Origin of the sequence: Leyella stercorea (assembly GCF_019052365.1) — a bacterium.
Lineage (GTDB): Bacteria > Bacteroidota > Bacteroidia > Bacteroidales > Bacteroidaceae > Prevotella.
Genome location: NZ_JAHQUY010000018.1, coordinates 15,819 through 38,283, shown reverse-complemented (window position 1 = coordinate 38,283; position 22,465 = coordinate 15,819). Strand labels below are relative to the sequence as shown.

The 22,465-nt window shown below is 50.5% G+C and carries 17 protein-coding genes; 3 read left to right on the top strand and 14 right to left on the bottom strand.

The features are described from left to right. Window positions 1-11: 11 nt before the first annotated feature. From serB to KTQ90_RS05140, 6 genes are all read right to left on the bottom strand, one after another. Complete coding sequence (gene serB / locus KTQ90_RS05165; protein WP_217317459.1) at window positions 12-1,262, bottom strand: phosphoserine phosphatase SerB; 1,251 nt, start codon at window positions 1,260-1,262, stop codon at window positions 12-14. A 224-nt stretch (window positions 1,263-1,486) separates the two neighbouring features. Beyond that, on the bottom strand, window positions 1,487-2,245 hold the full coding sequence (locus tag KTQ90_RS05160) for an SDR family oxidoreductase (protein WP_022157199.1): 759 nt from the start codon (window positions 2,243-2,245) through the stop codon (window positions 1,487-1,489). 42 nt (window positions 2,246-2,287) lie between these two features. Beyond that, window positions 2,288-2,659 (bottom strand): rhodanese-like domain-containing protein, encoded by a 372-nt coding sequence (locus KTQ90_RS05155; RefSeq protein ID WP_254359497.1) that lies wholly within the window; start codon window positions 2,657-2,659, stop codon window positions 2,288-2,290. A 47-nt stretch (window positions 2,660-2,706) separates the two neighbouring features. Beyond that, the gene (locus tag KTQ90_RS05150) at window positions 2,707-3,489 is read right to left on the bottom strand and encodes a ZIP family metal transporter (RefSeq protein WP_217317458.1); all 783 of its coding nucleotides are present in this window, start codon (window positions 3,487-3,489) and stop codon (window positions 2,707-2,709) included. Window positions 3,490-3,579: 90 nt separating this feature from the next. Continuing rightward, window positions 3,580-3,966: an SMU1112c/YaeR family gloxylase I-like metalloprotein gene (gene gloA2 / locus KTQ90_RS05145; protein ID WP_217317457.1), complete on the bottom strand. Its 387-nt coding sequence runs from the start codon at window positions 3,964-3,966 to the stop codon at window positions 3,580-3,582. A 27-nt stretch (window positions 3,967-3,993) separates the two neighbouring features. After that, window positions 3,994-4,773 carry an EFR1 family ferrodoxin gene (locus KTQ90_RS05140; RefSeq protein WP_217317456.1) on the bottom strand — a complete coding sequence of 260 codons (780 nt, stop codon included), beginning with the start codon at window positions 4,771-4,773 and terminating at the stop codon, window positions 3,994-3,996. A 167-nt stretch (window positions 4,774-4,940) separates the two neighbouring features. On the opposite strand from KTQ90_RS05140, the gene KTQ90_RS05135 reads away from it, so the two are divergent. Next, window positions 4,941-5,714, top strand: coding sequence for a class I SAM-dependent methyltransferase (locus tag KTQ90_RS05135; protein ID WP_217317455.1), 774 nt, complete (start codon window positions 4,941-4,943; stop codon window positions 5,712-5,714). Window positions 5,715-5,731: 17 nt separating this feature from the next. Here KTQ90_RS05135 and KTQ90_RS05130 read toward each other — a convergent pair whose 3' ends face one another. Both KTQ90_RS05130 and KTQ90_RS05125 read right to left on the bottom strand, forming a co-directional pair. Further along, on the bottom strand, window positions 5,732-7,777 hold the full coding sequence (locus KTQ90_RS05130) for a TonB-dependent receptor (RefSeq protein ID WP_217317454.1): 2,046 nt from the start codon (window positions 7,775-7,777) through the stop codon (window positions 5,732-5,734). A gap of 100 nt (window positions 7,778-7,877) precedes the next feature. Further along, on the bottom strand, window positions 7,878-8,576 hold the full coding sequence (locus KTQ90_RS05125; protein ID WP_217317453.1) for a helix-turn-helix domain-containing protein: 699 nt from the start codon (window positions 8,574-8,576) through the stop codon (window positions 7,878-7,880). Between the two features lie 198 nt (window positions 8,577-8,774). Between KTQ90_RS05125 and KTQ90_RS05120 the strand changes: the two genes are divergently transcribed. Beyond that, window positions 8,775-10,244 (top strand): phosphohexomutase domain-containing protein, encoded by a 1,470-nt coding sequence (locus tag KTQ90_RS05120; RefSeq protein WP_217317452.1) that lies wholly within the window; start codon window positions 8,775-8,777, stop codon window positions 10,242-10,244. Window positions 10,245-10,370: 126 nt separating this feature from the next. Here the strand turns inward: KTQ90_RS05120 and nagA (KTQ90_RS05115) are convergent, their stop codons facing one another. From nagA (KTQ90_RS05115) to KTQ90_RS05090, 6 genes are all read right to left on the bottom strand, one after another. Beyond that, on the bottom strand, window positions 10,371-11,528 hold the full coding sequence (nagA, locus tag KTQ90_RS05115; protein ID WP_217317451.1) for an N-acetylglucosamine-6-phosphate deacetylase: 1,158 nt from the start codon (window positions 11,526-11,528) through the stop codon (window positions 10,371-10,373). Window positions 11,529-11,540: 12 nt separating this feature from the next. Then, window positions 11,541-12,698, bottom strand: a complete 1,158-nt coding sequence (nagA, locus tag KTQ90_RS05110) for an N-acetylglucosamine-6-phosphate deacetylase (protein ID WP_217317450.1) — start codon at window positions 12,696-12,698, stop codon at window positions 11,541-11,543. 318 nt (window positions 12,699-13,016) lie between these two features. Then, the gene (locus tag KTQ90_RS05105) at window positions 13,017-14,351 is read right to left on the bottom strand and encodes a DUF4082 domain-containing protein (protein WP_217317449.1); all 1,335 of its coding nucleotides are present in this window, start codon (window positions 14,349-14,351) and stop codon (window positions 13,017-13,019) included. 118 nt (window positions 14,352-14,469) lie between these two features. After that, window positions 14,470-17,862 carry an SbcC/MukB-like Walker B domain-containing protein gene (locus tag KTQ90_RS05100; protein WP_217317448.1) on the bottom strand — a complete coding sequence of 1,131 codons (3,393 nt, stop codon included), beginning with the start codon at window positions 17,860-17,862 and terminating at the stop codon, window positions 14,470-14,472. Continuing rightward, on the bottom strand, window positions 17,862-19,127 hold the full coding sequence (locus KTQ90_RS05095) for a metallophosphoesterase family protein (protein WP_217317447.1): 1,266 nt from the start codon (window positions 19,125-19,127) through the stop codon (window positions 17,862-17,864). Before KTQ90_RS05095 ends, KTQ90_RS05100 begins: the two co-directional genes overlap by 1 nt. 4 nt (window positions 19,128-19,131) lie before the next feature. Continuing rightward, entirely contained in the window at window positions 19,132-20,769 is a 1,638-nt protein-coding gene (locus tag KTQ90_RS05090; RefSeq protein WP_217317446.1) for an ABC-F family ATP-binding cassette domain-containing protein, read from the bottom strand. A gap of 400 nt (window positions 20,770-21,169) precedes the next feature. Between KTQ90_RS05090 and KTQ90_RS05085 the strand changes: the two genes are divergently transcribed. Beyond that, entirely contained in the window at window positions 21,170-22,465 is a 1,296-nt protein-coding gene (locus KTQ90_RS05085; RefSeq protein WP_217317445.1) for a sialidase family protein, read from the top strand.

Here is a 22,465-nt window from a genome sequence, read left to right as displayed (position 1 = left end):
AGCCTTTAGCCTTAGAAGCGGCCTTGTTCGCCCAAATAGCTGTCCTTGAATCCGAGGAAATAGAGCACGCCGTCGATGCCGATGGTGTTGAGGCTCTGCTTGGCGTTGGCCACCACGCGTGGCTTAGCGTGGAACGCTATACCGAGTCCGGCCTCGCCGAGCATGGGCAGGTCGTTTGCTCCGTCGCCCACGGCGATGGTCTGTGCGAGATTCACCTTTTCCACCTGCGCAATGAGCTTCAGCAGTTCTGCCTTACGATGTCCGTCTACAATTTCGCCGAGATATCGTCCGGTAAGTTTGCCGTTTTCGTCTATTTCGAGTTCGTTGGCATATACGTAGTCGATGCCGTACTTGCGTTGCAGGAACTCGCCGAAGTAGGTGAATCCGCCGCTAAGAATGGCTATTTTGTATCCGCAACGCTTCAATACAGCCATGAGTCGGTCTACGCCCTCGGTGATAGGCATCTTGTTTGCGATGTCCTCGAAAACACTCGAGTCGAGTCCCTTGAGCAGAGCAACGCGGCGTGTAAAGCTCTCCTTAAAGTCGATTTCGCCACGCATGGCGCTTTCTGTTATCGCACGCACCTCTGCGCCAACACCAGCACGTTCTGCCAGTTCGTCGATGCACTCTGTCTGTATAAGTGTAGAGTCCATATCGAAGCAGATGAGTCGGCGCATACGGCGGTACATGTCGTCCTGCTGGAAAGAGAAGTCGATCTCCATCTCGTTAGATATGTGCATCAGTTCCTTCTGCATGGCTGTTCTATCGGCAGGTGTGCCGCGGAGCGAGAACTCGATGCAGGCGCGCCTGTTGTGTTCCGGGTGCTTTATGCTCATGCGACCTGTGAGTCTGAGTATGGAGTCGATGTTCAGTCCCTGCTGCGCTATAACCTTTGTTGCAGCCTCAATTTGCTTGGCAGAAAGTGAGCGTCCGATAAGCGTAAGGATAAAGCGGTTTTTGCCCTGGAGGTTCACCCAATTCTCGTACTCGTCGTCGGTGACGGGTTCGAATCCGATGTTCACGCCAAGTTCTGTAGCCTTGAAGAGCAACTCCTTCATCACCTGTCCTGATGCTGCTTCAGAAATGCGTATGAGCACGCCGAGAGATAGGGTAGAGTGAATGTCAGCCTGTCCGATGTCGAGAATCTTGGCATCCTTACTGGCGAGTATTTCCATTACGGAAGCGGTCAGTCCGGGGCGGTCGTTGCCCGTAATTCTTATCAGTATCTGTTCTTCTTTATTGGTATTGGTTTTTGTATTCATTCCATTACTTTTTTACTTGTAACTACAAAAGTAAGCCTTTTTATCGTAACTTACAAATAAAAGTGTAGAGTTGTTGGCATTTTTGCATAATGTATGCAGGGCTTTTTCATCGGATTGCGTCCGCCGTCCGATCGGATTGCGTTCGCCGTCCGATCGGATTGCGTTCGCCGTCCAATCGGATTGCGTTCGCCTTCCAATCAGATTGCGTTCGCCGTCCAATCAGATTACCTTTCTCTGTGTATCACGCTACCGCTTCCTTGATGCGTGGCAAGCACGAGCACCTCGGCTATCTGCACGTGTTTCGGAGCTGAAGCAGCGTAGAAAGCTACATCGGCAATGTCGGCTCCGGTGAGCGGGACGATGCCTTTGTATACGTTCTCGGCACGAGCGTTGTCGCCGTGGAAACGCACGTTGCTGAAGTTGGTTTCAACGAGTCCGGGCTTCACGTTCGTCACGCGTACTGCCGATTCGGCTACGTCGATGCGTAGGCCGTCCGTAATGGTCTTCACGGCAGCCTTAGTGGCGCAATAGACGTTGCCGCCGGCATATGCCGCATCGCCCGCCACGCTACCGATGTTGATTACGTGACCCTCGTTACGCTCCACCATAGCCGGCACGATGAGACGTGTCATGGTGAGCAGACCCTTTATGTTGGTGTCTATCATCGTGTTCCAGTCTTCGGGGTCGCCCTCGTATTCCTTCTCGAGACCGAGTGCGAGTCCGGCGTTGTTAATCAGAACATCAATAGTCTGCCATTCTGGTTCGAGCGAAGCGATAGCCTGCTTTGCAGCTTCGGCGTCGCGCACGTCGAACACCAAGGTGCGCACCTTCGTGCCCTCGGCTTCGAGCTGTGCCTTTATTTCTGCTAACTTCTCTGCGCGGCGAGCCGTGAGGATAAGATTGTATCCGCCCTCGGCAAACTTTCTTGCGCAGGCTTCGCCGATGCCGCTTGTAGCTCCGGTTATGAGTGCTGTCTTTTTCATAATAGTCTGGTGTTAAATTGCTTAATCTGTTTAGGTATAGTTCTACTTCACTACTTTGTGACCTTCGTCTACCCATGCGTTGTAGCCTTTGTCGAGCTCTACAACTACATAGCCGTTGCGCACGAGTATGCTTGCAGCCTTCTTGCTGCGTTTGCCGCTGCGACAGTTCACGGCTATCACTCTGTCTTTAGAAAGTGTTTCGCACGCCTTCTGCTCGAAGTCGGGCTTCAGCACGTCTATATTAACAGCGTTCTCGATATGACCTGCAGCGAATTCTTCTGCTGTGCGCACGTCAAGGCGTACCACTGTTGTGTCGGCTATTATCTTCTCGTAGGCATCTGCCGACACGCTCTCGAAACCCTTGTTCTGCGCCTTGCAAGAGAAGATGGCGCAGAGCATAGTAAGTATGCTCATAATTCTGATTGCTTTCATTATTAAATAGGTTGTTATTTTATTTTTACTCAATTCATCACCACATCAAGTACCATCATCAGTACGAAGCCGATGGCGAAACCTATAGTGCTGAGGTTGCTGTGCTGCCCGCTTGAGGCTTCTGGTATCAGCTCTTCCACTACTACGTAGAACATGGCGCCTGCAGCAAAGGCGAGCATGTATGGAAGGGCTGGCATCAGAAGCGATGCGAGCAACAGAACGGCGATGGCTCCGATGGGCTCGACGACTCCACTGAGAGATCCTAACACGAATGATCTCCACCGACTGTTGCCTGCTGCGCGCATAGGCATTGAGATAATGGCTCCTTCTGGGATGTTCTGTATGGCTATGCCTAATGATACGGAAATGGCTGCGGCTAAGGATATGTGCGAAGAGCCGTTTTCGGCTCCTGCAAACACTACGCCTACAGCCATACCTTCGGGCAGGTTGTGTATGGTTACGGCAAGGGCAAGCATGGCGGTCTTTGACAAGTGAGACTTGATGCCCTCGGGCTTGTCTGTACCTATGTGCAGATGAGGCGTCAGTTCGTCGATAAGCAGCAGAAAGCCTATACCCATCAGGAAACCAACGGCAGCCGGCACTACCGACCATGCGCCGCTATCAGCTTTCATTTCCATAGCAGGAATCAGCAAAGACCACACAGATGCGGCAACCATCACTCCCGAAGCGAAGCCCAACAATGTCTTTTGCAATCGTGCAGACATCTCGTCTTTCATAAAGAACACGAAAGCCGATCCCAACATCGTTCCCAATAACGGAATTAGAAGTCCTACGATTATTGTAGTTGTCATTTCTGTCATATTCTTCTTTTAAACTTGTTTGTTACGATGCAAAGATACAATTTTGTTGTGAGCCAGGCAATACCTAAAAGTGATGCTTCTTTATTTCTCGTACAATTCTATCGGCAGTCCGTCGGGGTCGCTGAAGAACACAAACTGCTTGCCGGTATATTCGTCCGTGCGTATCGGCTCGTGCTTTATGCTCTTGCTGTCAAGTTCGCTTACCGCCGCCGTGAGGTCGTCCACCTCGAAAGCAAGATGGCGCAGACCGGCTGCTTCGGGATAGGAAGGACGTGCAGGAGGATTGGGGAAGGAGAACAGTTCTACGATGTATGTGTCGCCAAGATAGCAGTCCGCTTTCCATGAGTCGCGTTGCTTGCGATAATGTTCGCTCTTTATTTTCATGCCGAGTACATCGGTATAGAACTGCTTTGAGCGCTCGTAGTCGGAGCAGATTACGGCTACGTGGTGTACTTTGTTGAGTTTCATAATATTCTTTCTAATTTCCTGTTTATGTTATAAGAAAAGCTCGTTCATCTTTCTTTCGCTACACAAGGGCTTGAGGTGTGCGGCAAGTAGGTTGAGGCGATCGCCTATGCCTCTTTCGTGTATGGGACAAACGGAGACACAACGCATGCAACCGATGCACAGTTCGGTGTTTACGCCTTTGAGATTATCAAAAGAAATGGCTCCCGTAGGACAAGCGTCAGCGCAAGTTCCACATTCTGTGCAAGCATCGCCGGCTGTAGGATAGGGGCCGGAGCAGCCTTCTTTATATGGTCTGTTTCCGGGCAATGCGAGAGGTGAGGAAGTCTGTACGCCGTTTGTTTGGTTTGTCATCTCCTTTGCCTTGTTGAATATATCCAAGCCGAACGAAGCCAATTCGTTTGCGTCCTCTTCGTCTGGTCTTCCTGTGCCGTACATTCTGCAGATGCTATGTTCGGCGATGGCAGCTACTGCGGCAATCACTTGAAACCCTATTTCTGTAGCTGTGTCCTGCATCTCAACCAAGGCGTCTTCATACGCTCTGTTTCCGTATACGGCAACAACAGCGCACTTTGCTCCGTTCGCCTTTATGCCCTTCAGTCGCTCAACGGCTAAGGCTGGTACACGACCAGCGTATACGGGCATGGAGATAAACACAAGGTCGTCGGCTGTTATATCGGGATAAGACAGATTCTGCGGTTTTGTGCAAAGTTCCGTAACAACGCTCTCGTCGCTGAGAGCCTTGCATAATGATTCGCTGACACGTCGGGTTCCGCCAGTAGGGCTGAAAGTTATTAAGTGTATGTTCATAATTCTTGTTTATTTATATTCGCAAATTTAGATAAAATTTCCGAATTATCAGCCTGTTTTTTATCCCAACTGGCTTATAATTCGGAAATTTTATCTAAATTTGTTGAGGATTATCGTTGTTAAAAGAAACAGCATATTATTCAACCTCCAACTTTTAATATATAAATATGGCATTATCCAATATAGAGAAACACTACAATAAGCACCCTGAAGACCTTCGCTTGCAGCGCAGGCACGGCATCGTAGAGTTCGAAACCACCATGCATCACTTGCGCCGATACATTAAGCCCGACTCGTTGTTGCTCGATATAGGTGCAGGAACTGGACGCTACACATCGGCTCTTATGGCAGAAGGTTATCGGGTGAAGGCTGTAGAACTGGTGCGACGCAACATCGAGGTGTTTCTGAAGCGTGAGCCGACGGCAGATGTTGTGCAGGGCGACGCACGTAACATGCCGTTCCTGCCTACGGCGTATGCTGACATTACGCTGTTGCTCGGTCCGCTCTATCATCTCATCGGCGACGAGGAGAAGTTAAAGGCTCTGAACGAGGCAAAGCGCGTGACCAAACTGGGCGGACTGATTTTTGTGGCATACTTGATGAACGAATACAGCATTCTGTCGTATTGTTTCGACGAGGATAGAATAGAAGGACTGATGGAGCGTGGCGCCGTTGACGAGAACTTCCATATTCAGGCTCAGGCAGACGAGCTTTACGACTATGTGCGTATAGACGACATCAACCGACTTGACGAACGTGCAGGCTTGGAACGTCTAACCATATTCTCGCCCGACGGCGCTTCCGACTATATGCGCACACGTCTCAACCGCATGAGTGACGAGACGTTTGCGCGTTTCATAGAATATCAGAAGTGCATCTCTGAGCGTGCCGACCTTATTGGAGCTGGCAGCCATGTGGTGGATGTTGTGAGAGTTCCCTAACCAGTAGCCTCTGCTCTCTATTTTATGATGCCGTTATCCGTATCGCGTAGGTTTATGCGTTTTTCTGCCGAATTGTGCTTGCTTCCTCTACTCAGTCGCCAAGAGATGTTCAGCGAAACCAGATTGCCCATCCACTTTGAATAGCCTATGGTATGCTTGTAGAGATTGCGGTTGAGCAGTTCGTTCTCGTATGCCTTGTAGTTGTTGTTTAACGGATTCGCCCACGACAAGGAGAACTGCCAGTTGCGCCATGCGTGTGATGCTTTCACGACAGAATAGGCTCCGTTGTAGCTTTTCGATTCTCCCTCTAAAAAGCGGTTGCCGTTGTCTACGTATCCCTGCAGCGTGAATCTACCGAGATAAGCCGTGATGCTGGCAGCGTAGAACCAAGAGGTGTAGCAATGTGTATAGTCATTGCTGTAGTTGAAGCATCTGTACAATCCTCCGTTGGCTGCAATCTGAAGCTTTTCGGGCAAAAGCCAGTAGCCGGCGTATGCCATAACGCTCAAGGCGTCTATCTCCTTTTGGTTTATCTGTGTATAGACGAATTGATTGTCTTGGGTACGTTCATAATGAGCCATATTAGGCTTGAAACATTGCTTGAAGTAGCCGTCGACGAAGGCCTGCAAGCGATTGTTGTTATACGAAAACTGCAGGCGGTGCTCCATATCATGCGACGGTTTCAAATCGGGATTTCCTTTGGTCCATTCCATGCTATTTGTGCGAATCATAACATCGCTTGTCATCGCTATGCGAGACACCTTGTCCTGCATCTGATAAGTATAGCTCATCTGCAAGCCGTTGTTGATCTGATATGTGAGCGATGCCTTCGGGTGAAAAGTCCAGAAATTGAATCTGTGACCGTTCTGCGTGTAATGAATGTAACTTACGCCAGCACCTAACGTGTAGCGCAGCTGGCGTAGCATACCTTTGATTTCTGCAAAGCCATACAGACGGTTATTGTTTGTCTTAGTAAGAGACGAGGCATCGCCAAGATAACCGTTCTTTATGTATTTATAGCTATAGTTCACGCCCGTAGAGAACGTGAATGGCTTCAGCCGATTCTCGTAGATTGCCTCCGCAAGCAAGGATGTTGTCTTGCCGTCTACATTGTATTTATAAGGAGAACCCTCGTTATAGAAAGAGCCGGTCTGCGTGGAGATGTATGTGCCTACGGCATTGGCGGTAAGAGACTGACGTGGAGATATCTGGCGGAAGAAGTAGACGTCCAATGCCGGCGAATAGCTTTTGTCAGCATCGCAACTTGTTGCTTGGTATTGCCGAGCGCCGTCCTTAATATCCTTAATAATGTAGTTGTCGGGAGCGTTGTTGAACGCTCCACTAAATGATGTCTGAAAGACGGTGGCTGTAGAGTCAGCCCAGTTGTATGTCAGTTTTGCTTCGTGCGCAATAGCTTTACGAAGCGTCTCCATATCGTTTCGTTCTATTCTGTGTATGCTTCCGTCAGTCAATGTATATTCTGCAGACTGTTTGCTCTTGCTTCCTTTTGTACGATACCCGCTCAAATCGTAGGAAAGTGACCATTCGCTTTTGCCGCGGTTCCACTTACCGTAAACCATGCCATCGCCCTGCAAGGTGGTAAGCGCCGAAGTAAGGTCGGTACCAACGGTATATCCGCTCTCTTTTCTGTGTGTAATGATATCAACGACATAAGCTATACCGTCGCCATAACGCACGCCAGGATTGTTTATGAAGTCAATCTTCGTGATGTTCTTCGGATCGAGAGCCAACATCTCCGACTTGTCCACAACGATGCCATTTATTCTGATCTGAATGCTGCCGCGGTTGTCGATAGCCGTAATGGAGTGGTTGATATTGTCGATACGCAGATTGGCAAGCGAGAGCTTCTCAAGAATGCTGTAGCCGTTGTTCGATGACTGTTTTTGAGCATCGGTAGGGTAGAGAACCATGCCGTCGGGCTTGTTCACAACCTTGGCTGCCTTTACCGTAACCTCATTGAGCGTAACGGTTTTGTTCACATCCTGGGCAGAAGCGGAGAATGCGGAGGAGAGAATAATAGAAAGTGTAATCAATCGTTTCATTTTGCACCAATTTTGTTATGGTGCAAAGTTATAATCTCCTTAAAAGAAAGCCAATTTACGAGTCTGACATTTACCTGACAATTGGCTGGCAAAAGACTATCTACTTGATTATCAGACTGTAGCTCTTGCCTCTGTCCGACTGGATCTTCAGCGTGCTATGAGTCTCTATGATTGGCTTTATGCGCTTTATCAGCGTGTAGAGCGTGTCGCTTGCATCGGGCTTCTTCGGCCATAGTCGGTCGCAAATGTGCTGTTTTGATAGAGTATGTGTGTCGCTTGTTATGAACATTTCGAGCAGAGAATGTTGCATAGGCGTAAGACGAATTTGCTCGCCCGAAAGCGTCATGAACTTGTCGTTATAAAAGACGATGCCTCCGTACGATATGCCTTGTGCAATCAGCTCCGGTCCTTTCCTTTTTATGTACCACAAGCTGCACAACAGCCACAGCAATCCGGCAAACAGAAAAGACCCTGATGCCTTTTGGTCGGACATCATGAAGGTAGTTGCGAAGCCACAGTTAGCCTCCGCCACGAGTCGGGTCTCCCAACGTCCGTCCTTGCGCACAGTACGCATGGCTATGCCTGCCGTGTCTTTCAGTTCGGCTATGGTGAGGCAGTTGCGATAGCAGCGTATGGTGTCTGTTGTGACCATATTGTCTGGCATCGTCACAAGCACCTGCTCCAATGCCCGATTCACATCCTGCGCTATAATATTCTCTGTTCTGCGATAACTGTTTATGCTTGTACACAATGCGCAGAGCATAAGAAAACTGAATATCATGTAGGGAAGAGTCTTCATAATTTGCACGATTTATTAAGTAGGCTATGTTTGTCAGACACAAATGTACATTTTTATTATAAAACTCGCAAACGTTTTTTTGATTTTGCAAGTCTTTATGTACAAAAAACTTTACAGATAATGATTTTTGCGGAGTTTTAGTTTGATGTTTGAAAAATAATGTATAATTTTGTTTCCTACTAATCTTAAGGTATAACTATGAATTGGAAAAAACTACAGAATGGTTCTGACATTAGAGGCGTGGCTCTTGAAGGTATTGAAGGAGAACACGTTAACCTTACACCCGAAGTTATAGAAACAATCGCAAAGTCGTTCGTGCGCTGGATAAGAAACAACTCTGACTGCGACACGCCGACTATTGCGGTAGGTATGGATTGTCGTCTTTCAGGCAGCAGCATCAAGAGTGCGTTTGTGAAGGGCGCTGTTGAGGCTGGCGCGAATGTCGTAGACTGTGGACTGGCTTCTACTCCAGCCATGTTCATGACCACTATCAGCGAGCATGTGAAGGCTACGGCTTCGGTTATGGTGACGGCAAGTCATCTGCCTTTCAACCGCAACGGACTTAAGTTCTTCACTCCTAAGGGCGGTCTCGACAGCAAGGACATTGCTTCTATCCTTATGATAGCAGAGAATGGAGAATATGTTTTTGAAGGCGCGAAGGGCAGTTCGTCAACACTCGACTTCATGGATATCTACTCTCGTCATATTGCCGACTACATCTGTGAGGGTGTGAATGCTGATGATTATCAGCATCCGCTTAAGGGCATGCACATCATTGTAGACGCAGGCAACGGCAATGGCGGATTTTTCGAGAAGATATTGAGTATGCTTGGCGCCGACACAAAGGGCAGCCAGTTCCTCGATCCTGACGGACGCTTCCCTAACCATATTCCTAACCCTGAAGACCGTGAGGCGATGGCTTCTGTCTGCAAGGCTGTGGAAGAAAGCGATGCCGACCTCGGCGTAATCTTCGATACAGACGTAGACCGTTCGGCTATCATCGGCAGAAAGGGCGAGCCAATCAACCGCAACTCTCTCATTGCGCTTATCTCTTCCGTGATACTGGATGAGCATCCGGGAAGCACAATCGTAACCGACTCTGTAACTTCTGACGGTCTTGCTGAGTATATCAGCGAAAAGGGAGGCAGGCACCACCGCTTCCGCCGCGGATACAAGAACGTGATAAACGAGGGCATCCGTCTGAACGAAGCAGGTGAGGAGTGCTGGTTGGCTATTGAGACATCTGGTCATGCGGCTCTGCGCGAGAACCACTTCCTCGACGACGGCGCTTATCTTGCAGCAAAGCTCATAGTCTTCGCAGCAAAGCTGTACAAGGAGGGTAAGCAGGTGCATGAGGTGATAGCTTCGCTAAAGCAGCCAAAGGAGAGCAAGGAGATAAGAATCAAACTCACCGATCCCGACTTTAAGGCTCAAGGCGCGAAGGTGCTTGAGGATATGAAGGCAAAGGCAGCAGGAGTGGAAGGCTGGACGATTGTTGAGCCAAACTACGAGGGACTGCGCGTTAGTTGCGGCAATGTGGATGAAGCCGGTTGGTGGTTGCTGCGTATGTCGCTGCACGACCCGGTTATGCCTCTTAACATCGAGAGCAACGTAGAAGGTGGTGTTGAGGCTATCGAAGGCAAACTGAAGTCGCTCGGACTGATTTAATCATTAAAGGGCTGGATTCCTTTGTGGAACCCAGCCCTTGTTATGTTTATATATAATGAGTCTTAGTTTATATATAATGAGTCTTAGTTTATATATAATGAGTGCTTGTTTATATATAATGTGAGATTAGAGGTTGTTCGTAATCTCTTTGCCCATTTGCATTACGTATGTGAGGTTGATGTCCTTGTCGAACACCATGAGGTCGGCATCCTTGCCTTCCTCGATAGAGCCCTTGCGGTCGAAGACGCCCATGATTTTTGCTGGCGTCTCGCTCGCCATACGGAACACATCAATCATCGGTATCTCAGCCTTCTGTATGCAGGTGCGTATGAGAACGTCCATTGTGGCGATAGAGCCGGCAAGCACCGAGCGGTCGGCCAGCTTGCAAACGCCGTCTTCCATAATGACGCGAGCCTCAGCAGACACGTCGCCTTCGCTCGCAGCGTAAGCCAAAGAGTCGGTTATGAGAGCGGTCTTCTCGACACCCTTTATCTTATACACAATCTTGAGCATAACAGGCGGTACGTGTATGCCGTCGGCAATCACCTCTACGGTCATGTCCTGCAGCGCATAGACACTCTCTACGGTGCCGGGCACCTTGAACTCGTGCTCCTTGTAGACAACCGGCATAGCGTTGTAGAAGTGAGAAGCGTGAGTCATTCCGGCGTCGTGTGCCTTAACTACGTCTTCGTATGTGGCGCGTGTGCAGGTGAGAGCAGAGAGAACGCCGTGACTACGCAGTTCTTTTATGAATCTTACGGAGCCTGGCAGCTCGGGCGCCTCGTCCCATCGCTTGATGCACTTGTACTTCTTTAGCAGCGACTCGTATTCGTAGATGATCGGCGCCTTTATGAGCACAGGGTTCTGCGCACCAGCCTGCTTGCGGTTGATGTATGAGCCCTCGATGTGCAGACCAAGTACTGGGCTGTCCTTCTCGTTCATGAGTTTCTCGCACACCGTGCAAGCAGCCTCGATGGTAGGAACTGTAGAAGAAGAGAGCGTTGGGTATATAGCGGTGGTGCCATGCTTGAGATGCGCATTAACAGCCGCCCGGAAAGCGTCCTCGCAACCCTCTATGAAGTCGCGTCCGCCGCCACCATGAGCGTGCATATCAATGCCGCCGGGGACTATGTAGCCACCCTTGGCATCGATGATTTCGGCTCCGACCACATGAAGGTTGATGTTAGAGACGGCTCTGATTCTGTTGCCGTCGGTAACAATGGAGCCGCCATCAAGCCATCCTTTAGGTGTGAGGATGCGACCATTGACAAATTGTTTCAACATAGTGTTTTCGGTTTAGAGTTCGTTTGTAACCTCGTTGCCCATCTGCATTACGTATGTAAGCTTAAGGTCTTTGTCGAACATCATGATGTCGGCATCCTTGCCGTCCTCGAGCGATCCCTTGCGGTCGAACACGCCCATGATCTTTGCAGGCGTCTCGCTCGCCATGCGGCATGCGTCCTCCATCGGTATTTTCGCCATCTGTACGCACGTGCGTATGAGGCGGTCCATTGTGGCGATAGATCCGGCAAGCGCCGAGTGGTCTGCCAGCTTGCACACGCCGTCTTCGAGTATGACACGCGGGTCGAACGCCACGCCCTCGTCGCTTGCAGCACACGCCAGAGAGTCGGTGATGAGCGCTGTCTTCTCTACGCCCTTGATCTGATAGACGACACGAAGCATAACCGGCGGTACGTGTATGCCGTCGGCGATCACCTCTACGGTCATATCTGGCAGAGCGTAGACACTCTCTACAGTGCCCGGCACCTTGAACTCGTGCTCTTTGTAGACAACGGGCATGGCGTTGTAGAAGTGAGTGGCGTGCATCATGCCAGCCTTATGTCCGGCCACGACGTCAGCGTATGTGGCGCGAGTGTGGCCGATAGAAGCCACGACGCCATGCTTGCGGCACGACTGTATGAACTCTATAGAGCCAGGTAGCTCGGGCGCCTCGTCCCATCGCTTGATGCACGGATACTTGTCGAGCAGCGGTTCGTACTCCTCGGCTACTGGCGGCTTTATCCACTCGGGTATCTGCGCTCCCGCCTGCTTCGGATTGAAGTAAGGGCCTTCGAGGTGAAGTCCGAGCACGGGGCTGTTCTCCTCAGCCATGAGCTTCTCGCATGTTTCGCAAGCAGCCTCAATCATGGGGACGGTAGAAGAAGAGAGAGTAGGGAATATGGAAGTGGTGCCATGCTTCATGTGCGCCTTGATAGCCACGCGGAACGCCTCCTCGGTGCCCTCCATGAAGTCGCGTCCGCCGCCTCCATGCACGTGAAGATCTACACCGCCGGGCACGACATAGCATCCTTTAGCGTCGATGATTTCTGCGTCTACGATGTGTAGGTCGCTGTTGGATACGGCTAAGATTTTGTTGCCGTCGATGATTACAGAGCCGCCTTCGAGCCAGCCTTGTGGAGTGAGAACGCGACCGTTGAGTATTTGTTTTAGCATAACTGAATGAATTGTTTAAGAACTTCGCAGGCTGCACGATGTGTCGTTAGGCGACTGAGGGTGCAACGATGCTCTGTTCGTTAGTAGGTTTTACAGAGAGCAAAGGTACACATTATTTTTATTGCTGCAAAAAAAATCTATGCAAAGAAATATAAAAAAGACGGTTGTGAGAGGGGTTTGTCTCACAACCGTCTTGGTTATTCAGACAGCCAGCATCGTTACCTTTGCGTGGCAAGGATGTTACCTTTGCGCGGTAAGGGTTGTTCAGCTATGCTGTAATGAGGTTTTCGCTACGCGGTAAAATATTAGCGGCGGGCGTTATTTGACGAGCTTCTTGAGGCTTTTGCCGTCGGACATACGTAGGATGTTGATGCCCTTAGAGAGTGTGTTGCGTCGAGCGCCGTCGAGCGAGTAGAGCGCCTTTATCTTTGCTACCTTGTCTTTGTCTTTGACGACGATAGGAGCGACGTCGGTAGCGGAGCCAGCGGCGTCGGGGTCTTGTGTGTCGAGCACCCATGAGAGGTAGTATTCGTCCTCGTCCTGGTCTTCGGGTGAGATGTATGCGAAGCCGGCTATGTAGCGTCCGTCGGCAGAGATGGCGCAGGGCGTATTGAAGAAGCCCTCGTCGTAGTCGGCGAGGCGTGTAGCACCGGGGAAGGCAGTAGCGAGACGCTGTATGTCGCTTTCGCCAGCTTTCCAGATGAAGCCGACGCGCGGTCCGTAAGCGCCGCCGTAGAATCCGACGACCGTGCCGTCGTCAGAGATGCCGAAGCCGTAGACCTCGGCACCGACCTCGGCGAAGCGCTCGTCGTCGTCGTTGGGCGTGAAGAACTCGACCTCGTCGGTTTGCAGGTTGTAGCGAGCGGTGGAGATGAGCGATCCGGAGTCGCCGAGGAACTTCTCGTAGTTGATGATGAGCCACTTGCCGTTGGGGGACATTGTTGTCTGGTCGCAGCTGAACATGGCGTAGGGCTTTGAGGACTCAGCCGTAGCGGCGAAGTATGGACGAGAGACGGGGTAGGGGAAGGGGGTAGAGCCGTCGTTGAGCAGCGCCCATGTGGTGGCAGGACGAGTAGCCATATCGTCGACGAAGTAGCCGGAGATGGTGCCGTTGTCGGCTACGGAGAGGGCGGCGGCGCCAGCGGACTCGTATCCGAGGAAGGAGTTAGAGGGGAGCGGTAGGTCGCGGGGCGTGCCGTCGTGGAAGATGCAGGGCGTGCCTTCGGTCTGTGCGCCGTCGTAGCGTGCACCGACGATGTAGCCCCCGGAGGGGCTGATGCCGTTGAAGAGGTACTGGTCGGTGGCACCGTAAGAGGTGCATTTCTGCGTAGAGAAGTCGAACGTAGAGGCCGGTCCGTTCCATCCGACCGCGAGGCCGTTGTTGGCTATAGCCTTTATCTGGAGGTCGACGTCGGCGTCGGGGTCGTCGGAGGGGTTGACGTCGAAGTTGACGATTTTGTCGTTTTCGAGGTCGAAGATAAAGCCTCCGAATGTAGAGGCGTTAGATCCGGCGACGAACTTGGCGTTAGGCGACATAGCAGTGATAGTGAGTCCGTTATGGTCGGCGTCGGGCAGTTCGGTGATGCCGTTCTGAGCGAGGGCTGCGTTAGCAGAAACGAGAAGCGCAGCGATAGAAAGTAGCGTTTTCTTCATGTTGTGTATGTTTTTGTTAAACAAAATGTTATCTATTTGCGTGCAAATTTAGAAAATTTATTGTTGTTTACAAAATGAAACTTGAAAAAAGTTTATTAAAACGAGTTTTTGCTTTCAATTACGGATATATTTCTATATGGCTGCTACCGGAGTTACCGTCCTTGATGATGCGTATCTGGGTAGTAATGCGTTCGGACATGGTGTCGGTATGGCTGATTACGCCTACTTTCTTTCCTTGAGACGACTGGAGCATTGCCAAGGAGTCGATAACTGTGGCAAGAGTGTCGGGGTCGAGCGTGCCGAAGCCCTCGTCGATGAAGAGATTCTCGAAACTGATGTTGCGTGACGAGAGAGAGGAAAGCCCGAGCGCCAGTCCGAGCGAAACGATGAAAGTCTCGCCACCAGAGAGAGACGTCGTGTCGCGCACGTCGTCGGCACGGTCGTGGTCGACCACGCGGATGCCGAGCGAATTCTTCACCTGCAGAAGTTCGTATCGAGAGTTGAACTTTCTGATTTCGACGTTTGCATGCTCAATGAGGAAGCGCAGCGTGTAGCATTGAGCTATCTTGCGTAGCGTCTTGCCGTCGCCCCCGATGGCGTCAGCGATCTCCTCCCATTCGCGTTTTGCGACTTCCGCTTTCTGCTTTTGCGCAAACATATTGCCCATCAATTCTTTAGCCATGTTGTGACGTTGGAGTCGGGCTTTGGTGTCGATAAATTCTTGGTTGGAGACGTTCTCAAGTTCTGCCTTTTTTGTGAGCAGCGCCTCTTTCTGCATATCGGGTTTCTTCTGCAGAAGCTCGTGCATAGAGCGGTTTTCGTTGCGAAGAGTAGTTTCTGCAGAGGTGAAGGCATCTTGCAATCGCTTTTGGATGGTGCGTATGTGCTCCCAATTCTCGGTAGAGTAGAGGAGATGAGCGATAGAGTCTTCAGTAAGAATATTCTTGGTATGAGCCTTGTTGTAGTCTGCCAGCCACGCCGAAAGTTCAGCATTCCGCTTGTTTATAGAGTCGTGCTCTTTTTCTTTCTGTGTTTTGGTTGCCGATTCTTTTCCCCGTACCTCATTGAGTAGTTCGCGCAATCGTGAAATGGCTTCAGTCTTAGCTCTCACTAAGCTGTCAGCCTTTGACTTGGCTTCGTTCAGCGAATTCTCAAATTCGTCAGGATCCTTGTCTCCAATCTCTTTATTCAAATCAAGCCGCTTTGTTTCAACGATATGCTGCGCATCAACCAAAGCTTCTGCTGCAGACGAGAAAACGGCAGCTTTATCTGAGAGTTGGGCTTTAAGATTTTCGGTTTTTCCCTTTTCAGTTTCGAGCAATGTGTTTGCTTCCATTACTCTTTTTTCTGCCGTCTGTATCTTTTCTGATGCAGTTTTGGTGTATTCCTGCTTTGCCTTATCAGCTGCATCCATATGCTTGCGGAGTTTGTCTACAAGCTTTACCTGCTCGTTGTATGCCTTTAGTTCTGCGTCGGAAAGCTTTACCTTCTTTTCGATTTCCGGCATGAGCGATCTGAGCAGATCTTCAGCCTCCGGCCAGTTGTTATGCGCGCAAGCTATCACTTTCCATTCGTCAGAAAGGCTTGCCGTTTCAGAACGGAGCGTTTCTATAGTTTTGCTTATACCGTCCAAAAGTCCTTTGTTCCTACTCTGTTCTTTGGTGAGCTGCTGTTTTTCTGTCTGTTGGGCGTTGATCTGTGCACGTTTACCCTCAATAAGAGCGTTCATATCGTCGATTACCGGTAAGATGGCTTCCTTGTCGCTGTAAGGATGATGCGTAGCACCACATAGCGGACAAGCTTCACCTTCTGTCAGATTGCCACGATGCAAAGCCCAGTTTTCGCTTGTCATAAGGGCGTACGACTTGAGAAGAATCTCGAGTTCCTTATTAAGTTCTTCGATTCTGTAATTCTTAAGCAGTTCTGAGATTACAGCGTTTCTGTCTGTCAATACCTTTTGCTGGCAGACATTCTTGTCGTGTTCTGTACGCTTTGCCTTCAAAGCAGCTTGTATGCGAATGGCAGAATTGAGGTCTGTAAGGTTTCGTTCTGCCATAGTCTTGGCATTCTGAAGTTTCGCAGCATCGCTACATTCAAGCTTTTTGTTCTCTTCCTCGTATGAAGATGTGGCATCATCAGCCTTTTGCGACAAAAGTTTCTCTTCTTCCTTCGTTCGCTGTTGCAAGGCAATCAGACTTTCCTTCGATTTGCTAAGCACAGCTTCTGCAGCTTCAATATTTTTCATGTTATCAGCTACAGCTTTCTCAGCTTTAACTTTGGCATTCTCGGCTTCAGTTTTTGCTTTTGCCTTGTCATTGAGAGCTGTCTGCAAAGCCTCGAGTTCGGTTTTTATCTGGCGGGCTTTATTGATATGAGGTTTTTGAATTTCAAGCTCCTCCGAAGCCTTTTGTGCATTGGTTACAAGCAGTTTGAGTTCAACATCTTCCTCTTGCTTTATCTCCTTTTCTTTATTTAAGATAGCAGACTCCAACTCTTTTAGGGTTTTCTCCAAAGAAGCAATGTTTGTTTCGGATGTCTTGATATCCTTTAACAGGGCTACGGCAGGAAGGGTTGCATCGTGAAGCGAGAGACGAGCTGCTTGCTCTGCAAAAGCATCTATCTGACTTTTTGCTTCGTTGAAAGCCTGCTCAAATTTTACGATGTTTTGCTGGTGCTTTTCAAAAGTAGTGTACCAGGTAAGCGCTTCTGTTATTTTCTGCAACTCCTCTTTTATCTGCTTATCCAACTTCTCCAGTTCGTCGATGCGTTCCTTTACGCTACAGAGATCTTCTTCGGGTATAAGGTCCTTCTCTTGAGCTGTGAAACTGGCTGCAATCAGATCGTAGGCTTTAACGGCTTCATCCTTTTTCTGCTTTATCTCTTTGGCTATGTTTGTGTACAATTCCTCACACCCGATGAGCTTTTCGAGCAATTCATAGCGTTCATTTTCCTTGGCAGTAAGGAAGTTTGCAAACGATCCTTGGGCTATAAGTACGGTTCGCAGAAACTGTTCGTAGTCCAGTCCGATGATAAGAGGAAGTCTATTCCAGTCGTCAACCTCTTCTGTAGGTACACCATTGTTGACATCAATCTTGTAGAGAGACAGAGTAGGATCTTCAAACTTTTTGGTTTTCATGCGGACATACCATTCTGCACGGTATAGTGTGCCGTTGTTCGCAAGAAAAGTAAGTTTGCTATAGCCTTCCTTCTTGCCGCGTGTGAGGATGTTGCGCGAGTCAGTAGGCGCAAGACGACATTTCTCTTCAGAACTCAAATTGCCGAATACTTCGATATTCTGATTGCGGTCGCCTTTCTTGCGTGGATAGCGTGGTGCACGATTGTATAGCGCAAGGCATATAGCGTCAAGAATTGTAGACTTGCCGCTACCGGTAGGACCGACAATACTGAATATCGTACTGTCGCCTAATGCTCCTTCTTCAAAGTTGATTGTCTCTCCTCCTATACGGTCGAGAGATGCAAGGTTCTGTATTTCGAGCTTTATGAGTTTCATTAGTTCATGTTTTCTTTAATGTGTTCGAGTAACTGCTTGAGAATCATCTCTTGATGTTCGGTCATTTCCGCATTGTGTTTAACAGCGAACGTTTCCTTTAACGTGTCAAGAGGGTCGCGATTGAGGATGTCATCAATACTTTGAATATGATGGCTGTCGACTATCGTACTGAGGTCAAGAGTGGGTATTATTTTCTGTATTTTACAAAGAACTGCATTCTTCTTGCTGATGATCGCCTCCAGTTCCTTGATGTCATCATTACTTACCTTCTCCAGTTTCACCTTAAGGACAAGATACACGAAATTGTCGTCCAACTTATCGTCCGTTCTATCAGGCAACTTCTCTCTGATTAGTTTCTGTAGCTTCTTAGGAGTGAGTTCATCGTCTCCTTCCGGCAGGATGCACAGCTTGTGTTGTGGAGTGTATTCGAGAAACTCCACCTTAGGCTTTTGCGTGTTGGAGATTGTTACCATATCGACACCATGTCTGTAGTCTATTTCGGCAAAAGACATAGGCAGAACACTTCCCGTGTAACGTGCCCAGTCTGTATTCCATATATGTTGACGCTTATGTATATGGCCACATGTAAGGTAGTCGGGGTGCCCAATCCAACCTTGCATGTTCACCTCCTCCTGACCACCAATGACAATCTTCTCGCTGGCATCCTTTGTAGCGATGTCAGCGCCTTTAGCGTACATGTGTGCCATCATTACGATTGGAATATCGGGATAAGTTTCACGAGCCATACTTGTGAGGTTGCGAAGAAAGGTGTTTACTCCTTCCGAATAACATACATTCTGTACAATATCGCTTCGCAGGTATGGAACTGTGAGCACAATAGCTTCTTCCCCGTTTTTATTTCTTACGGGTACCATTAGGTCGTTGTAGTCAATATCCCATTTCCCGCCGTCGTTGTCAGCGTTCCATGTGCGACGCACGTTTCCCCTTATCTCTACATTATGTCGTGTGAGGAGGGCGCGAGGAGCTTCAATACGACTGGCTGAGTCGTGATTGCCCGCTGTTATGATAATTTGCATCTGAGGGGATGCTTGGGTGGCGTCAGCCAGAAACTCATAATAGGCAGATTGGGCAGCAGCGGAAGGATTGCCATTGTCGAACACATCGCCTGCTATAAGAAGGGCATCGGGCTGTTGCTCTTCAATTCTTTGAAGAAGCCATTTTAGAAAGTGTTTATGCTCTGGCAGACGGTCGTTGCCATGGAAAAGGTTTCCGATGTGCCAGTCGCTTGTTGTTATCAGCTTCATATGTTTAGTTTTTCTTCTCAAGTTCGTGAAGGCTCTCCATTTTCTTTGACTCGAGGAATTCGTAGATACCGCCCAGGTGTTCTTGAACGCGTCCGTCTCCGAATTCGTAGACTTTAGAGACGAGGCCGTCGAGGAAGTCGCGGTCGTGGCTTACGACGATGAGCGTTCCGTCGAAGTCCTGTAGTGCCTGCTTGAGCACGTCTTTGGTGCGTAAGTCGAGGTGGTTTGTCGGCTCGTCGAGGATGAGGAGGTTCACTGGTTCGAGGAGGAGTTTGAGTATAGCAAGACGTGTGCGCTCTCCTCCGGACAGCACCTTCACCTTCTTTGTCGACTCTTCGCCTCCGAACATGAAGGCTCCGAGAAGGTCGCGTATTTTGTTGCGTATTTCTCCCTTCGCCACGTCGTCGATGGTCTGGAAGACAGTGAGCTCGCCGTCAAGGAGCGACGCCTGGTTCTGTGCGAAGTATCCGATCTGTACGTTGTGTCCGATCTGTAGCTTTCCCTGGTTTTTCAGTTGTCCCATGATGCACTTGACGAGTGTGGACTTACCCTCGCCGTTTTGTCCGACGAAGGCTATCTTGTCGCCTCTCTCGACGGTAAGATTGACGCCGCTGAAGACAGTCTTGTTGTCGAACGCCATGGCTACGTCGTTCATTTGGATGGGGTATGCTCCGCTTCGTGGTGAAGGCGGGAACTTCAGTCGGAGGTGGCTTGTATCCTCTTCGTCGACCTCGATGAGTTGGAGTTTTTCGAGCATTTTTACGCGGCTCTGCACCTGGAGTGTTTTTGAATAAGTGCCTTTGAAACGTTCGATGAAGTCGCGCGTCTCGGCGATGAATTTCTGCTGTTCTTCGTATTTCTTGAGTTGCTGTTGGCGTCGCTCTTTTCGCAGCTCGAGATATTGGCTATATGAAGCCTTGTAGTCGTAGATGCGTCCGAGCGTGACCTCGATGGTGCGTGTTGTGATGTTGTCGACGAATTTTCGGTCGTGGCTGATAACGACTACCGCCTTAGCGCTGTTGGTGATGAACTGTTCGAGCCATTGGATAGACTGTATGTCGAGGTGGTTTGTCGGCTCGTCGAGTAGGAGGACGTCCGGCGACATGAGTAGGAGTTTGGCCAGCTCGATGCGCATTCGCCATCCTCCGGAGAACTGGCTTGTGGGGCGGTTGAAGTCGGAGCGTTGGAAGCCGAGTCCGAGTAGCGTTTTCTCGACGTCCTCGTCGAAGTGGGTGGAGTCGATGGCGTAGAACCGCTCGGAGAGGGCGGACAGCTTCTCGATGAGCAGCATGTAGCCGGGGCTCTCGTAGTCGGTGCGGGTAGAGAGCTGGTTGTTGATGCGGTCGATCTGCGCCTGGATTTCATGCAGATGGGCGAACGCCTGGCACGTCTCGTCGAACACGGTGCGCCCAGCTTCGGTAAGGAGGTGCTGGGGGAGGTAGGCCACGACGCAGTCTTTGGGCATCGAAACGGAGCCGCGTGTGGCTGTGCGGACGCCGGCCAGGATCTTGAGCAGCGTGCTCTTGCCGGCTCCGTTCTTGCCCATGAGGGCTATACGGTCCTTGGGGTTTATCTGGAAGGAGACGTCTTTAAATAGGGTGGTGCCGCCGAACTCGACGGTTAGTGCATCGACTGTAATCATAATTGTTAGAACTGGGTGTATATTTGTGATTAGAGTGCAAAGTTACGATTTTCTCGATAAAAATTGCTAACTTTGCTGGCTAAAAGGAGCTTTGGCTGCTGAGACCTTTAGGATGGTTGGTGCAGCAGAGACTGCTGCACCCCCTTGAGTGAGCTTTGCTGCGGAGACCTTTAGGATGGCTGGTGCAGCAGAGACTGCTGCACCCCTTGAGGGAGCTTTGCTGCTGAGACCTTTAGATTGGTTGGTGCAGCAGAGACTGCTGCACCCCCTTGAGGGAGCTTTGCTGCGGAGACCTTTAGGATGGTTGGTGCAGCAGAGACAGCTGCGCGCCCTTGAGGTATGCACATAGGGGGAGGCAGACATGGCTTAGAAAGAAACAATTTACCTAAAAACGAAGAAGATGAAGAAAATATTTACTACGGTAGTGGTTGCGCTTGCTTCCACATTGGGCTGTGCGCAGACGACGCTATGGCAGACGGACACGGCGCGGCATGAGTATTATCGCATTCCGGCGATAGTGGCATACGACGAGCAGGTGATAGCCTTTGCGGACAACCGTTCGGGTGTGACGGACGCTACGAGTTGGGGCGACGTGGGGTCGGCAGGCAACATCAGTATAGAGGTGCGCCGGAGCAAGGACGGCGGGCGCACATGGGGGACAGCCGAATGCGCCGTGAGGGGCTTCGGCAGCGGCGGTTTCGACCAGAGCCATGGCGACGCGGCTGTGGTGCGCGACCGCGGGACGGGACGGATGCTGATAATGACCGGTTCGGGCGAAGTGGGCTACGGACGGTCGAGGGTGACGACGCCAGGCGACTACAGCGAGGCGCTGAAGGTGGGCCGCTACTATAGCGAGGACGACGGACACACATGGAGGGGCGGCGAGGTGACGCAGGAGATATACGACATGTACAGAGGACACGGCAACATATACCGCCTGTTCTTCACGAGCGGAAAGATCTGTCAGAGTAGACTCGTGAAGCGCGGCGCATACCAACGCATCTATTCGGCGGTGGTGACGAACGAGGGTAGCCTTGTGGTTTACTCGGACGACTTCGGCGGCACGTGGAAGCCGTTAGGCGGCGCCGATGCGCGTCCGGCACCGGAGGGCGACGAGGCGAAGATAGAAGAGCTGCCCGACGGCCGCGTGCTGCTGAGCTGCAGACGCGGCGGCAAGGAGGGGCGCTGCTTCAACATCTACACGTACGAGAACAAGAAGTATAACAGCGGAAGCTGGGCCACGGCGGTAGCGTCTGAAGCAGAAGAGGGCGGGACAGCCACTCTGAACAACAACACGAACGGCGAGATTCTGCTGGTGCCGGCAAGGGCAGTGGGCGGCAAGCGTGCGTATGTAGCCCTGCAGTCGGTGCCGCGCGGTTCGAAGGGCGACCATCCGTCTAACCTGGAGCGCCGCAGCCATGTGTCGATATACTGGAAGGCGTTCGGCGGGGCAGAAGACTGGAGGACTCCGGAGGACTGGGTGGACGGCTGGAAGCGCTATGAAGTGACGGACGGGAAGTCGGCATACTCGACGATGGCTATAGGCGGCGACGGCACGATACGCTTCATATACGAAGACGAGGGCGTGCGCTTCCGCCTGGGCAGTCAGTGGACTGAGATGTACAACATTCTCTACAGGAATCTGACGCTACGAGAGATAACCGGCGGCGAATATGAGTATAGCAAGCATAAGTAA

What these genes read in the sequence shown, in the direction of transcription:
- serB (WP_217317459.1), bottom strand. Translation starts at nt 1,262, where the DNA reads ATGAATACAAAAACCAATACCAATAAAGAAGAACAGATACTGATAAGA.
- KTQ90_RS05160 (WP_022157199.1), bottom strand. Translation starts at nt 2,245, where the DNA reads ATGAAAAAGACAGCACTCATAACCGGAGCTACAAGCGGCATCGGCGAA.
- KTQ90_RS05155 (WP_254359497.1), bottom strand. Translation starts at nt 2,659, where the DNA reads ATGAGCATACTTACTATGCTCTGCGCCATCTTCTCTTGCAAGGCGCAG.
- KTQ90_RS05150 (WP_217317458.1), bottom strand. Translation starts at nt 3,489, where the DNA reads ATGACAACTACAATAATCGTAGGACTTCTAATTCCGTTATTGGGAACG.
- gloA2 (WP_217317457.1), bottom strand. Translation starts at nt 3,966, where the DNA reads ATGAAACTCAACAAAGTACACCACGTAGCCGTAATCTGCTCCGACTAC.
- KTQ90_RS05140 (WP_217317456.1), bottom strand. Translation starts at nt 4,773, where the DNA reads ATGAACATACACTTAATAACTTTCAGCCCTACTGGCGGAACCCGACGT.
- KTQ90_RS05135 (WP_217317455.1), top strand. Translation starts at nt 4,941, where the DNA reads ATGGCATTATCCAATATAGAGAAACACTACAATAAGCACCCTGAAGAC.
- KTQ90_RS05130 (WP_217317454.1), bottom strand. Translation starts at nt 7,777, where the DNA reads ATGAAACGATTGATTACACTTTCTATTATTCTCTCCTCCGCATTCTCC.
- KTQ90_RS05125 (WP_217317453.1), bottom strand. Translation starts at nt 8,576, where the DNA reads ATGAAGACTCTTCCCTACATGATATTCAGTTTTCTTATGCTCTGCGCA.
- KTQ90_RS05120 (WP_217317452.1), top strand. Translation starts at nt 8,775, where the DNA reads ATGAATTGGAAAAAACTACAGAATGGTTCTGACATTAGAGGCGTGGCT.
- nagA (WP_217317451.1), bottom strand. Translation starts at nt 11,528, where the DNA reads ATGTTGAAACAATTTGTCAATGGTCGCATCCTCACACCTAAAGGATGG.
- nagA (WP_217317450.1), bottom strand. Translation starts at nt 12,698, where the DNA reads ATGCTAAAACAAATACTCAACGGTCGCGTTCTCACTCCACAAGGCTGG.
- KTQ90_RS05105 (WP_217317449.1), bottom strand. Translation starts at nt 14,351, where the DNA reads ATGAAGAAAACGCTACTTTCTATCGCTGCGCTTCTCGTTTCTGCTAAC.
- KTQ90_RS05100 (WP_217317448.1), bottom strand. Translation starts at nt 17,862, where the DNA reads ATGAAACTCATAAAGCTCGAAATACAGAACCTTGCATCTCTCGACCGT.
- KTQ90_RS05095 (WP_217317447.1), bottom strand. Translation starts at nt 19,127, where the DNA reads ATGAAGCTGATAACAACAAGCGACTGGCACATCGGAAACCTTTTCCAT.
- KTQ90_RS05090 (WP_217317446.1), bottom strand. Translation starts at nt 20,769, where the DNA reads ATGATTACAGTCGATGCACTAACCGTCGAGTTCGGCGGCACCACCCTA.
- KTQ90_RS05085 (WP_217317445.1), top strand. Translation starts at nt 21,170, where the DNA reads ATGAAGAAAATATTTACTACGGTAGTGGTTGCGCTTGCTTCCACATTG.